This is a genomic window from Paenibacillus sp. G2S3, assembly GCF_030123105.1.
GTDB lineage: Bacteria > Bacillota > Bacilli > Paenibacillales > Paenibacillaceae > Paenibacillus_AQ.
Genome location: NZ_CP126095.1, coordinates 4,138,860 through 4,152,018, shown reverse-complemented (window position 1 = coordinate 4,152,018; position 13,159 = coordinate 4,138,860). Strand labels below are relative to the sequence as shown.

At 43.9% G+C, this 13,159-nt stretch carries 14 protein-coding genes; all 14 read left to right on the top strand.

Annotation, left to right across the window (positions count from 1 at the left end; translation table 11 throughout):
- Positions 1–174 precede the first annotated feature (174 nt).
- The gene (locus tag QNH28_RS18130; RefSeq protein WP_283907922.1) at positions 175–963 is read left to right on the top strand and encodes a FliA/WhiG family RNA polymerase sigma factor; all 789 of its coding nucleotides are present in this window, start codon (positions 175–177) and stop codon (positions 961–963) included.
- Positions 964–991: 28 nt separating this feature from the next.
- The gene (locus tag QNH28_RS18125; protein ID WP_283907921.1) at positions 992–2,395 is read left to right on the top strand and encodes a flagellar assembly protein A; all 1,404 of its coding nucleotides are present in this window, start codon (positions 992–994) and stop codon (positions 2,393–2,395) included.
- Between the two features lie 146 nt (positions 2,396–2,541).
- Positions 2,542–2,853 carry a hypothetical protein gene (locus QNH28_RS18120; protein WP_094870301.1) on the top strand — a complete coding sequence of 104 codons (312 nt, stop codon included), beginning with the start codon at positions 2,542–2,544 and terminating at the stop codon, positions 2,851–2,853.
- A gap of 39 nt (positions 2,854–2,892) precedes the next feature.
- Positions 2,893–3,471 carry a hypothetical protein gene (locus QNH28_RS18115; protein WP_283907920.1) on the top strand — a complete coding sequence of 193 codons (579 nt, stop codon included), beginning with the start codon at positions 2,893–2,895 and terminating at the stop codon, positions 3,469–3,471.
- Positions 3,468–4,112, top strand: coding sequence for an endolytic transglycosylase MltG (locus QNH28_RS18110; protein ID WP_283907919.1), 645 nt, complete (start codon positions 3,468–3,470; stop codon positions 4,110–4,112). The genes QNH28_RS18115 and QNH28_RS18110 overlap by 4 nt, the downstream gene beginning before the upstream one ends.
- Before the next feature lie 161 nt (positions 4,113–4,273).
- Positions 4,274–4,975, top strand: a complete 702-nt coding sequence (gene rpsB / locus QNH28_RS18105) for a 30S ribosomal protein S2 (protein WP_036688493.1) — start codon at positions 4,274–4,276, stop codon at positions 4,973–4,975.
- 132 nt (positions 4,976–5,107) lie between these two features.
- Positions 5,108–5,758, top strand: coding sequence for a translation elongation factor Ts (tsf, locus tag QNH28_RS18100; RefSeq protein ID WP_283907918.1), 651 nt, complete (start codon positions 5,108–5,110; stop codon positions 5,756–5,758).
- A 105-nt stretch (positions 5,759–5,863) separates the two neighbouring features.
- A complete protein-coding gene (gene pyrH, locus QNH28_RS18095; RefSeq protein WP_036688491.1) occupies positions 5,864–6,592 on the top strand; it encodes a UMP kinase in 729 nt (242 codons plus the stop codon).
- A complete protein-coding gene (frr, locus tag QNH28_RS18090; protein ID WP_283907917.1) occupies positions 6,592–7,146 on the top strand; it encodes a ribosome recycling factor in 555 nt (184 codons plus the stop codon). The genes pyrH and frr overlap by 1 nt, the downstream gene beginning before the upstream one ends.
- A 78-nt stretch (positions 7,147–7,224) precedes the next feature.
- Complete coding sequence (locus QNH28_RS18085) at positions 7,225–7,992, top strand: undecaprenyl pyrophosphate synthase (RefSeq protein ID WP_283907916.1); 768 nt, start codon at positions 7,225–7,227, stop codon at positions 7,990–7,992.
- Between the two features lie 21 nt (positions 7,993–8,013).
- Positions 8,014–8,817 (top strand): phosphatidate cytidylyltransferase, encoded by an 804-nt coding sequence (locus QNH28_RS18080; RefSeq protein WP_283907915.1) that lies wholly within the window; start codon positions 8,014–8,016, stop codon positions 8,815–8,817.
- 20 nt (positions 8,818–8,837) lie between these two features.
- Entirely contained in the window at positions 8,838–9,977 is a 1,140-nt protein-coding gene (locus tag QNH28_RS18075) for a 1-deoxy-D-xylulose-5-phosphate reductoisomerase (protein ID WP_283907914.1), read from the top strand.
- A 250-nt stretch (positions 9,978–10,227) separates the two neighbouring features.
- Positions 10,228–11,502: an RIP metalloprotease RseP gene (rseP, locus tag QNH28_RS18070; RefSeq protein WP_042189420.1), complete on the top strand. Its 1,275-nt coding sequence runs from the start codon at positions 10,228–10,230 to the stop codon at positions 11,500–11,502.
- Between the two features lie 25 nt (positions 11,503–11,527).
- Entirely contained in the window at positions 11,528–12,976 is a 1,449-nt protein-coding gene (proS, locus tag QNH28_RS18065; protein ID WP_042189419.1) for a proline--tRNA ligase, read from the top strand.
- Positions 12,977–13,159: the final 183 nt, after the last annotated feature.

Genomic DNA, 13,159 nt, shown 5'->3' with positions numbered 1-13,159 from the left:
GAATCGGTTATCTTAAAATATAAGAATGTATAAGGTTCACGTTATACATTATCCTTATATTTCTCGCTTAAACGCTACCGTCCTGATAAGGACGCCGAAGGCGTTTATGCTTGTGACAAGGCAGGTTTCGCCGCGACAAGCTCTCTGACTAAACTTTGGGAAGGGTGAAAGCTATTGAACGAGCGTAAAGCTTCTCAATTGGAAACTGACGAGCTATGGGAACAGTGGAAAGAACACGGTGACCCTGAAGCCAAAAAGAAGCTGATAGAGAGTTATCTCCATATTGTTGATTATGTATCCAGCCGTTTGGCTGTAGGGTTACCCAAAAATGTATCTAAAGATGATCTAGCTAGCAATGGAGTAATGGGATTAATTGATGCAATTGAAAAATTCGACTACAAACGAGGATTGCAATTTCAGACCTATGCTTCCTGGCGTGTACGTGGTGCGATTTTAGATTCATTACGCCAGAGTGACTGGGTACCTAGATCTGTGCGGGAAAAAGCTAAAAAAATCGAGGACGCTTATCAGCAGTTGGAACAGAAGTACCTAAGATCCGTTAGTGATGAGGAAATGAGTCTATACCTGGATATTAGTGTAACAGAATTTCAAAATATGTTGCAGGATGTGGCTGTAATGTCACTATGTTCACTGGAAGACCCGATTCGTGAAGAGGAATCAGAGACCCGAATGTCCATACTGGTGGACGATAAAGCTAAGAATCCGGATAGTAAGGTGAATGAGTTTTACTTACGAGAAGCCCTCACCAAAGGAATTGAGAAATTAACGGTGAAAGAACGGACCGTTGTGTCCCTTTTATATTATGAAGATTTATCATTGAGCGAAATCGCAGAGGTCATGTCATTATCTCCTTCACGGATTTCGCAGCTTCACTCCAAGGCTATTTTACGGCTGAGGGGTACGCTTGAGAAGAATCGCGATCTACTTATGCAGAACGATTAACCGTTAGCGGTGACAAGGGGGAGCAAAATTGATCGGTCAACATGCTTTGGATCAGTACTTAAGTATTACTTTTTCGGATGACAAAGGGATCGCGTATTTGCAGTTCTCCAAAAAAGATGAGAATTTTTCCTGCTCACCTATAGAATTGGAAAGCTTCCTGCATAGTCACAATATTCGCTACGGGGTCCAGCGTGATGTTGTTGAACGGATTTGTAGTCATCCGGAGGAGTTTTTTTGGAGTAAAGTCGCTATTGCTATGGGCGAACCTGCTGTACATGGAATCGACGGGCGTATTATGCTCACTGTTGATTTAGAAGAGGATCGCAAGCCGCTTGAAAAAGCAGATGGTAAGGTTGATTATAAGGATTTAGTTCGACTTCGTAACGTGCTCAAGGGAAAGTTGATAGCTAGAATTATTCCTGCTCAGCCTGGTAAGCATGGAAAGACTGTAACTGGTGATGAGCTTGCTTTCAGAGCTGGAAGGGAAGCTCATTTTAAAGTCGGAAAGAACGTACTCGTTGATAACAATGGAACTTCGATGTATGCCGCAATTGACGGTCTTGTTACTTTAACCGATAGCGGTAAAATCAATGTGTTTCCTGTATATGAAGTGAATGGTGATGTAGACTACAGTACTGGGAATATTGATTTTGTAGGTACTGTTGTTATTCGAGGAAACGTACTTTCAGGATTTTCTGTAAAGTCTGCTGGTGATATTCGTGTAGTTGGTGGAGTAGAAGGGGCAGAATTAATCTCTGGTGGATCCATTGAAATTACGGGTGGAATTATCGGCTATAACAAAGGACATGTAACCGCTGGGAAAAATGTTAAGGTCTCTTTTATTCAAGATGGTAATGTAACAGCCGGTGAAGATGTCATCGTATCCCAGAGCATTATGCATTCCAATATACGTGCGGGCAGAGATGTTCTTTGTAACGGAGCTAAGGGATTGATTGTTGGCGGAACTGTTCAGTCTGGAGAAAGAGTCGTAGCACGTACGATAGGCAATACCATGTCCACAGCGACTGCAATTGAGGTAGGTGTTGTACCTGAGCTCAGAAATGAGATTAACGAGCTGCGTCAATCACTGCGTCAGTTACTTGAAAATGAGGACAAAACCTCTAAAGCGTTGTATCTATTAAATCAATTGGCAACTAACGGTCAACTGCCTGCAGATAAAGTGGCGCTTCGCGTTAAATTGAATGCAACCAAACAATCTCATCAACGTGAGGAAAAAAGAATTAAAGAACGTGTGCTAGAGATTGAAAGAATGCTAGAAGATACAGGCAGAGCTAGAGTTGAAGTGATCAAAACGATCTATGGCGGATCCAAAATTATGATCGGTAGATATACTCGATTTGTAAAGGACCCCACAGAACGAGTTGTGTTTGTTTATAGTGAAGGTGATATATCCTTAACGCCATACAATTAATCAGGCGGGCCAATAGCGGCCGGCCATTCTTGAAATATAAGAAAGTATAAGTTTCACGTTATACATTATCCTTATATTTTTACGAGAAACGGTTATCGTCTTCAAAAGACGACAACATCGTTTCTTCTTATGAGAAGAGGGTTATGATGAGCCTAAAACCAGTGGAACTGCAAATTGCACTACCTCGGACTACGGAGGCGGGGAAGATTCAGAATGAATCTCAGCAGCGCCCCGCTATTGATCAGCATCAACTGGCCGGACAAAATGTGAAACAAAGCCAGGAAATGACCATGCGAAGCGCTGAAGTGGATGAATCTTCTGAGTCCGCTTTGCGCGATGGCGGAGATAAAGGCAATCATCATTCGGGAGGGAATCCTTCCTCTGAGAAACGTTCGAAGTCTGGCACTCGTGATGCGGAACACCCTTACAAAGGACAGCGCATTGATCTGAGTCTATAATAAGCAATTATATTTGAGATGTTAAAGGAGATAAGGCACTTGCAACCATGGGTGTATATTGTGCTAGTAGGTGTCGCCGCTATTCTTTATGCCCTTCTACTTCCAGCACGTATGAAGGAAGGAAAAGCAGAGCAGCAAAGCCTCAAAGAAACGGAGGCTGCGCTTGAGCTATATATGGCTGATATAGAGCGCGAGAATGAAGAACTAGTACAGTTAGTCAGCAGTATTAAACAGCAATCACAAACTAATCATGTAGCAATGCAAGGGCAGATTAGCGATTTGCAGCATCAATTGACAGAATTACAGCAAAGCTCTTCATTACTAGAGGGCCGAGTAACTAACGAAGAAAAGCGGTTAAGAGAGTTGGAAGTTTCGGTTGAGAAGGGCTCTTATGCTAAGGTTGCGGTGAACGGAGATCCGTCTACCGGAGCTGAAAATAGTTCAATACAACCAGAAGTGAAAGCAAAACCTATTAGTTCTATTAAATTGCGATATCCACGATTATTTGAACTACATGAGCAGGGGAAATCGATAGACTCCATTGCCAAGACGGCTGGACTTCAGCGGGGAGAAGTGCAACTGATTCTGCAACTCGCCAAACAGGAGGAATCGGTATGATGAAGAACCGTTCTTTTTTGTTTGGACTTGGCACAGGGCTAATTGCAGGCGCACTATTGCTTCAATTAATGATATCCGGTGGAGTGGCTCCACTCACCAAGGAACAGGTAATACAAGGTGCTGAGAAATTGAACTTGAAGGTTATCGACGAATCTACTGAATCTCCTACGGAAGAGTCTGCTTTGGAAGATGCTGATCAAGATCAGAAGACAGACGCTCTTAATGATGGAAGTACGGAGAACGTGGCACCTTCTGAACCTGCAGTAGCGGCTTCTCCCGCTCCTGTAGTGTCTCCTACAGTATCGGACAACCCCAATAAGGTTATCCCTCCTAAAGAGCCATCAACGCCTAAGGAAGGGACTGTTGAGAAGCCAAAGGTCACTACTGCACCTTCTGCTGTTTCGCCTGATAAGCCTAAAGTCACTGCGAATGCAGGGGTTGTTGTTCGTATACCTTCAGGAAGCACACTGACAGAAACAGCAAATATTTTGGAGAAGGCTGAAGTCATTAAAGATAAGGCTAGTTTTCTTGAATCCGCCAATAAACGTAAGATCAATACGAAAATTCAATCGGGTTCTTACAACTTTAATAAAGACGAGAGTCTAGATTCTATACTAGAAAAATTAATAAGTTTTCAATAATCGTTGCATACACTAATAAAATATGGTATAGTAATTGACGGTGTTAAAACACACGCCGGTTGATTTCGACAAGGGGTGCTTTCTTCTGAAGAAAGTCTTGCTGAAAGATGACGCACGGCGGAGGAGACACACAATAAACCAAACTTAGGAGGTGTGTGAAGATGGCAGTAATCTCCATGAAACAGCTTCTAGAAGCTGGGGTACACTTCGGTCACCAGACTCGTCGTTGGAACCCAAAGATGGATCGTTATATCTTCACTGAAAGAAACGGAATTTACATTATTGACTTGCAAAAAACAGTCAAGAAGGTAGAAGAAGCTTACAACTTTGTAAAAAGCGTCGCTGGTGACAACGGCACAATCCTATTCGTAGGAACAAAGAAACAAGCACAAGACTCCGTAAAAGAAGAAGCAGAACGTTCCGGTATGTTCTTCATTAACCAACGTTGGTTGGGCGGAACTCTTACTAACTTCCAAACTATCCAAAAACGTATTGATCGTTTGAAGAAATTGGAATCTTGGGAAGAGGACGGCACTTTCGAAGTTCTACCTAAGAAAGAAGTTATTCTTCTTCGCAAAGAAAAAGATCGTCTTGAAAAATTCTTGGGCGGTATCAAGAACATGAAAGGTCTACCAAGCGCGTTGTTCATCATTGACCCGCGTAAAGAGCGTATTGCAGTTGCAGAAGCTCGCAAATTGGGTATTCCAATCGTAGCTATCGTTGATACTAACTGTGATCCAGACGAAATCGACTACGTAATTCCAGGTAACGACGACGCTATCCGCGCCGTGAAATTGTTGACTGGTAAAATGGCAGACGCTGTTGTTGAAGCTCACCAAGGCGAAGACACAACTACTGCTTAAGTAGCGACTAACACATACAAGAACTTAAATGAAAAGGGTGGTTGGCAGGTGGATAACCTCTCACTGCCCTTTTTTTAGGATAAAGGCCTTGAATAATGTAAGAAAACGACAATTACCTGGAGGGAATAAACAATGGCAGTTGATGCAAAAGCAGTAAAAGAACTTCGTGAAAGAACAGGCGCTGGTATGCTTGATTGTAAAAAAGCGCTTGAAGAAGCAAATAACGATATCACTAAAGCAGCAGAATTGCTTCGTGAAAAAGGTCTGTCCGCAGCAGCAAACAAAGCAGGACGTATTGCTACTGAAGGCGTTGTAGAATCTTACATCCACGCTGGCGGCCGTATTGGTGTACTTGTAGAAATCAACTGCGAAACTGACTTTGTAGGTAAAACAGATTCCTTCAAGGAATTTGCTCGCGATATCGCTATGCAAATCGCTGCAGCAAACCCACGTTATGTTCGTCGTGAAGAAGTTCCACAAGCAGATGTAGAAAAAGAAAAAGAAATCCTGAAAGCTCAAGCTTTGAACGAAGGTAAGCCTGAGAAAATCATTGAAAAAATGGTTGAAGGACGTATTAGTAAATATTACGAAGAATATTGCTTGCTTGAGCAAACCTTCGTTAAAGACCCTGACAAAACGATCTCCCAATTGCTGAACGAAAAAATCAGCACAATCGGAGAGAACATCTCGATCCGTCGTTTTGCTCGTTTTGAACTAGGCGAAGGTTTGGAAAAGAAAGTGGATAACTTTGTTGAAGAAGTTATGGCACAAGTAAATAACTAATAACAGTTTCATTATAAATGTGAAGAATTGAATAAGGGCAAGCATCAGAAGAGCGGAACACGTACACGTAGTGTTCCGTCTTTTGCAGAAAGTGAGGGTATACATTTGGAACAGCCGGTATTTAAGAGAGTAGTCCTTAAGGTAAGTGGAGAGTCTTTGGCAGGACAAAACGGATATGGTATTGATGCCGACATGATTATTTCCATCGCTGAACAGATCAAGGAAGTTGTAGAGCTTGGCGTTCAGGTTGCGATTGTTTGTGGCGGAGGTAATATTTGGCGCGGGATCGCTGGTAGCGCAAGTGGCATAGATCGTGCTACTGCAGATTATATGGGCATGCTGGCAACGGTAATGAATTCACTTGCTCTGCAGGATGCATTAGAGCAAATCGATGTGCCAACAAGAGTGCAGACTTCAATCTCGATGCAGCAAATTGCTGAACCGTACATTCGTCGTCGTGCGATTCGCCACTTGGAGAAGGGCCGCGTTGTTATTTTTGCAGCAGGCACAGGTAATCCATTCTTCTCAACAGATACTACTGCAGCACTTAGAGCGGCAGAGATCGAAGCAGAAGTTATTCTGATGGCGAAGAACAAGGTTGATGGTGTATATTCAGCAGATCCGTTTAAAGACAGCACAGCCGAGAAATTTGAACAGCTCACTTACATGGATGTTCTGAACAAAAACCTTGGTGTTATGGATTCAACAGCTTCATCTCTATGCATGGATAATAATATACCGCTCATTGTATTTGCCATTACTGAACAAGGCAATATCAAACGTGTCGTTCTCGGTGAGAAGATCGGGACGATTGTTAAAGGGAGTGTAGATTAATGCCACAATCGGTCAAAAAAAATGCCGAAGAGCGTATGGACAAAGCGATTTTATCGCTGAAACGTGACTTGGCAACATTGCGGGCAGGACGTGCAACAACATCACTGCTAGATCGCATTCAAGTTGAGTATTATGGTTCCCCTACTCCAATCAATCAGCTGGCGAATATCAGTACTCCGGATTCCCGGACACTGTTGATCCAGCCGTGGGACAAAACATCGATGTCTGACATTGAACGGGCGATCATGAAATCGGATATCGGTTTAACGCCTGCTAATGACGGCACAATCATTCGTCTTTCTATTCCTCCGCTGACTGAAGAGCGTCGGACGGATTTGGTGAAATTGACGAAGAAATTTGGTGAAGAAGCGAAAGTAGCGATCCGCAACATTCGCCGTGATGCCAACGATGATATTAAGAAGATGGAGAAAAACGGTATCTCGGAAGATGAGTCCCGTGGCCATCAGGAAGACATTCAAAAGACAACGGATAAGTTCATAGCCGAGGTCGACAAAGTGCTTGTATCTAAAGAAAAAGAGATTATGGAAGTATAAAGATATTCTAGAGACTTAAGGCCCCTCCGTTAATGGTGGGGTTTGTCTCTTTCTGATAAGAGCTTGGAGGAAACGGAAATGATCAAACGGGTTCAAGCGTGGCTGAGCCGTAAAGACAGGCAACAGCCAGTCGAGATTTCACCGGATAACATTCCCCGGCATGTGGCTGTTATTATGGACGGCAATGGGCGTTGGGCTAAGCGTCGCGGGTTGCCGCGCGTTGTGGGTCATCAGAATGGCATGAAGGCTGTTAAACGTGCTACAATCGCTGCAGACGAACTAGGTGTTGAGTTTTTGACGATGTATGCGTTCTCGACAGAAAATTGGAAACGACCAAAGGAAGAAGTCGATTATCTGATGCGCTTGCCAGTGGAGTTTCTAGCCATTGAGCTTGATGAACTGATTGAGAAGAATGTCCAAGTACGTATGATGGGGGATACGGATGCATTACCTTCATATACACGCAAGGCTATGGAAGAAGCGGTTTCCCGGACACAGGGCAATACTGGACTTATATTGAATTTTGCTCTTAATTATGGGGGACGTAAAGAAATTGAGGACTGCATGCGCAGCATTGGTAAGGACATCCAATCAGGGGCTTTGTCACCGGATGATATTACGACTGAGTTAATCGATAGCCGAATGTTATCGGGTGGGTTACCAGATCCGGATTTGCTTATACGTACAAGTGGAGAAATGCGACTTAGCAATTTCATGCTATGGCAGCTTGCTTATAGTGAGCTGTGGTTTACTGATGTGTATTGGCCCGAGTTTAATAAAGAGCATTTACATCAGGCAGTCGCTGAATATCAACGCCGTACACGCCGTTATGGTGGACTGAAGTAGCTTGATAGGAGATGGAAACCTTTGAAGCAGCGATTGATTACCGGAATTGTTGCCGGAGCACTATTTTTAGGCTTATGTGTGTTGGGGAACTGGCCATATCAGTTGTTACTTACTGCCATGGCTTTTATCGGATTTTATGAATTTGTGAAAATGATAGGGATACCTGCACTTTCCGGTTCTACCGTTCTTGGTTATGCAGCCATTCTAAGTTTCATGATCCCTTGGAATTTGCTTGGGATCTCTGCACCCTTATCGTGGGAACAAGGAATTTGGATTCTGCTGCTGTTGTTCCTTTTAGTTACAGTTTTTACTAAAAATAAATTGGATATTCGAGTAACAGCATTGCTGTTTACTGGTATAGTATACATTGGAATGGGTTTTTCTTATATGGCCATGGCTCGTGCATCGGATGACGGACATGGTTTGTTCTGGACTTTTTTGCTCCTTTTCTGTATATGGGGTAGTGATGCCGGGGCTTACTTTGTTGGGAGAAGCATGGGAAAGAACAAGCTTTGGCCAGCAATTAGTCCTAACAAAACGGTGGAAGGTGCGGTAGGCGGAGTTCTGATCTCGATGCTGATAGCGATCGTTTTTGCAATATTTGCTCCTGAACATCTAGCGATTGGACGAGCGCTCCTTATAGGGCTTTCTTGTGCGGTTTTGGGTCAGCTTGGTGATCTTGTGCAATCTGCCTATAAACGTGCTTATGGTATCAAAGATTCAGGTACACTTCTGCCTGGTCACGGTGGTATTCTTGATCGTTGTGACAGCTGGATTATCGTATTTCCATTCGTACATATCGTAATGCTTATGCCTTACTATTAACGGAAGGAGAGGGTATAACTATGAAAAAAATAAGTGTTCTTGGTTCCACGGGTTCAATCGGCACTCAGACTCTAGATGTCATCGCTATGCACCCAGACTCTTTTCAAGTAGATGGCTTGGCGGCTGGAACGAATACAGCGTTATTGCTGGAACAAATTCGCCGGTTTCACCCGCGTCGTGTTTCTGTTGCAACAAAGGAACTGGCTGATGAGATTAGATCCAGTCTACCTTCGGGTATACAGCTATACAGCGGGAGTGAAGGTCTTGTTGAGGTGGCTGCTGGTGGGGATGCCGAAATGGTCGTAACGGCTGTTATGGGTAGTGTAGGCCTCCAATCCACGTTAGCTGCCATCGAAGCAGGCAAACATATTGGACTAGCCAATAAAGAGACATTGGTAACGGCAGGACATCTTGTTACTGAACTAGCTAATCGTAAAGGTGTTAAATTGCTGCCTATTGATAGCGAGCATTCCGCTATTTTTCAGTGCTTAAATGGTGAGAATCTTGCGGATATTGCTTGTATCACTTTAACAGCTTCTGGTGGATCTTTCCGAGATTTCACTCGTGATCAACTCAAAAATGTAACGGTAGAAGATGCACTTCGTCATCCAAATTGGAGCATGGGCGCGAAAATCACGATTGATTCTGCTACAATGGTGAATAAAGGGCTTGAGGTCATTGAAGCGCATTGGTTATTCGGTCTACCTTATGAACAAGTAAATGTACTTTTGCATCCAGAGAGTATCATTCACTCTTATGTGGAGTTCCGCGATAGCAGTATCATTGCTCAGCTTGGAAATCCCGATATGCGTGTCCCTATTCAATATGCGCTTACGTATCCGGAACGCTGGGAGTCACCGGCACAGCGTTTATCGTTAGCTGAAATTGGCCGTTTGACTTTCCGAGAAATGGATTATGAACGGTTCCCTGCGCTTAAGCTAGCGATGGATTGTGGGAAAGCTGGAGGGACAGCTACTACTGCTTTTAATGCTGCAAATGAAATCGCTGTTGCTCGTTTCTTGAGTCATGAGATCCCATTCCTGCGCATAGAGGAGATTATCGGGGAAGTGCTTCATCGTCATGTTAACGAGGACAATCCGAATCTGGAACAAATTGAATCCTGTGATAAACGTGTTCGTGAGTTGGCGGCAACGCTGTAGAACGTAGAAAGATCTCTTTTTAAAAATATAAGAAAGTATACGGTTCACTTTATACATTATCCTTATATTTCTCGCGTAAACGCGTACCGTCTCCTTAAGGGACGCCGCCGATGGCGTTATTGCTTGACTGGAAATACTTACTTTGCCCTAAAAATAGGTTGGGACAGTTGATTCTCTTGTGCCTGATCGGAGAATAATGATAAATTAAGAGGACATACTTCGGTCTTACACCTAAAGGGGGATGATACGTTTGGAAATGGTTCAAGTCGTTTTATTAACGGTGCTCATGTTTTTTGTCCTGGTGACTGTACATGAATGGGGTCACTATTATTTTGCCAAACGCGCCGGTATTCTCGTGAGGGAATTTGCTATCGGTTTCGGTCCGAAACTGTTTTCTTATAAACGGAATGAGACACAGTTCACTTTGCGTTTACTGCCTTTTGGCGGTTATGCTCGGATGGCTGGTGAAGATCCAGAGATTATTGAAATTGGCTCAGGACAGACAATTGCAGTAAGACTCGGTCAGGATAACAAAGTAAAAAATATTTATCTGGACGCACTGGATACACGTAAAAATGTTATCCGTGGTGAGGCTTTGCATACTGATCTCGAGAATGATCTGCAGATCCGCTTGGATGTGGATGGCGAAGTTACTACTTATGACGTTCATCCTCAAGCGATGATGATTAAAGGAACGCAGCAGACTCAAATTGCGCCTAAAGATCGTCAATTCGGCAGCAAGACTGTGGGTCAGCGTGCACTGGCTATTGTTGCGGGTCCTGTGATGAACTTCCTGTTAGCCTTTGTTCTGTTTGCCATCCATTTGCAAATGGTTGGTATTCCAGTTGAGAACCCTACTTATGTTAAGATCGGAGACGTCTCTGAAGGAATGCCGGCACAAGAGGCGGGATTGCAGAAGGGTGACATTATTGTCTCCATCAACGGTGAGAAGATTGGTGCCGATTACCAAAAAATGATTGACTTAACCTCGGAGTCCAAAGGGAAAGAAATGAAATGGATGCTGCAACGTGGGGATGAGACCCTTAACGTGACTCTCGTTCCTCGTAGCATGGAGGGACAAGAAGGCGGTAAAATTGGGATTACACCTGAGCTTCCTACCCGCAAAGCAGGGGTTGGAGAGACGTTGACAGGTTCAGGTAAAGCTATGGTCGATACGACAGAAGCTATCTTTCTGGGCTTTAAGCAATTGATCAATAAATTCAATATGGATGATATTGGAGGTCCGGTTCGTACCTTTGAAGTAACCGGTCAAATTGCCCAACAAGGGATTCAGTATCTTACCTATTGGGCTGCTATCCTAAGCTTGTATCTGGGGATTTTCAACCTATTACCGATTCCAGCACTCGATGGAAGCCGTCTGGCGTTCCTAGGCGTGGAAGCATTACGCGGTAAACCTGTAGATCCGAGTCGCGAAGGTATGGTTCACTTTGTTGGATTTGCACTGTTATTTTTATTAATGATTGCTGTTACGTATAATGATATTTTACGTTTGATCAGCGGCTAATTTTCTTCGGGAGGCATTCCATTACATGGCAAAAGATAAGCAATTCGTTACGGAAATCACGCCGCAAAGCGAGGATTTCTCACGCTGGTATATTGATGTTATTAAAAAAGGAGACTTGATGGACTATTCTCCTGTTCGTGGCTGTATCGTATTTAAGCCAGAGGGCTATGAAATATGGGAGCATATTCAGGAGGAAATGAACCGTCGCCTCAAGGAAACTGGGCATCGTAATGCTTATTTTCCAGTGTTCATTCCAGAGAGTTTCTTTCAAAAGGAAAAGGATCATATTGAAGGCTTTAATCCCGAGCTGCCATGGGTAACTGAGGCAGGTGGTGACGTGCTTGAAGAACGTCTGGCAGTCCGTCCTACCTCTGAGACCATGTTCGGGCATATGTACTCCAAATGGATTCAGTCCTATCGTGACCTTCCTGTTCTTATCAATCAATGGGCGAACGTGGTTCGTTGGGAGAAGCGTACTTTACCATTTATCCGCACCACAGAGTTTCTTTGGCAAGAAGGACATACTGCGCATGAGAATGAAGCCGAAGCTCGTGAAGAAACCATGAAGATGCTGGATAACTATCGTGATTTTGCCGAGACTTTCCTTGCTATTCCGGTAATTACTGGACAGAAGACGCCTTCCGAGCGTTTTGCTGGTGCAGTAGATACGTATTCTATTGAAGCGATGATGAAAGATGGACGTGCTGTTCAGGCTGCTACCTCACATTACTTGGGTACCAAGTTTGCAACAGCATTTGAGATCCAGTATTTGAGCCGCGACAATAATTTAGAATATGTGCATACGACCTCATGGGGATCCACTACACGTTTGATTGGTTCGCTGATTATGGTGCATGGCGATGACCGTGGTCTTGTTCTGCCACCTAAGGTAGCGCCAACTCAAGTAATTATGATTCCAATCGGACCTCCTAAAACTCGCGAAGCCGTGATTGGACGGACGGACGAGCTGTTCAAGGAGCTGAAGAACGCAGGTGTTCGTGTACGTGTGGATGATCGTTCGGATGTAACGCCAGGGTGGAAGTTCAATGAATATGAAATGCGCGGTATACCTGTGCGCTTGGAGCTTGGACCACGCGATATGGAGAATGGCGTTTGCGTTATCGTATCACGTGTCACAGGTGAGAAGAAGGTTATTCAGCAGGAGAACCTTGTTGAAGAGGTACAAGCAATGCTCGAGCAGGTTCATAATGAAATGTTCGAACGTGCCCTGAAATTCCGCGAGGACCATTTCTATTCTGTAGATTCCTTGGAAGAGATGAAAGCTTCAATGGAAGAGAAACGCGGCTTTGCACTAGCTGGCTGGTGTGGTTCCGAAGAATGCGAGTCCAAAGTTAAGGAAGAGACAGGTGCGGGTAGCCGCAACATTCCTTTCGATCCGGCGGAGAAGAAGCAAGTCTGCATTTGCTGTGGCAAACCAGCTGAGCATACTGTGGTTTTTGCAAAGGCATATTAATCTTTTGGCACCGATCAACAGTCTTGTAGTATTTTAATCTAGCTTCTGGAGAGAGGAGTCAGCGGGCCGAAAGAACCCAATGCTTTTTGAATCCAGAAGCTTTTTAAAATATAAGAATTTATAGGCTTACGCTATAAATTATCCTTCGATTTCTCGCATAAACGCGTATCGTCCTTATAGGAC

Excerpts from the sequence above, each read along its gene's own strand:
- proS (WP_042189419.1), top strand. The coding sequence starts at position 11,528 with ATGGCAAAAGATAAGCAATTCGTTACGGAAATCACGCCGCAAAGCGAG.
- rpsB (WP_036688493.1), top strand. The coding sequence starts at position 4,274 with ATGGCAGTAATCTCCATGAAACAGCTTCTAGAAGCTGGGGTACACTTC.
- QNH28_RS18120 (WP_094870301.1), top strand. The coding sequence starts at position 2,542 with ATGAGCCTAAAACCAGTGGAACTGCAAATTGCACTACCTCGGACTACG.
- QNH28_RS18075 (WP_283907914.1), top strand. The coding sequence starts at position 8,838 with ATGAAAAAAATAAGTGTTCTTGGTTCCACGGGTTCAATCGGCACTCAG.
- QNH28_RS18085 (WP_283907916.1), top strand. The coding sequence starts at position 7,225 with ATGATCAAACGGGTTCAAGCGTGGCTGAGCCGTAAAGACAGGCAACAG.
- tsf (WP_283907918.1), top strand. The coding sequence starts at position 5,108 with ATGGCAGTTGATGCAAAAGCAGTAAAAGAACTTCGTGAAAGAACAGGC.
- QNH28_RS18110 (WP_283907919.1), top strand. The coding sequence starts at position 3,468 with ATGATGAAGAACCGTTCTTTTTTGTTTGGACTTGGCACAGGGCTAATT.
- frr (WP_283907917.1), top strand. The coding sequence starts at position 6,592 with ATGCCACAATCGGTCAAAAAAAATGCCGAAGAGCGTATGGACAAAGCG.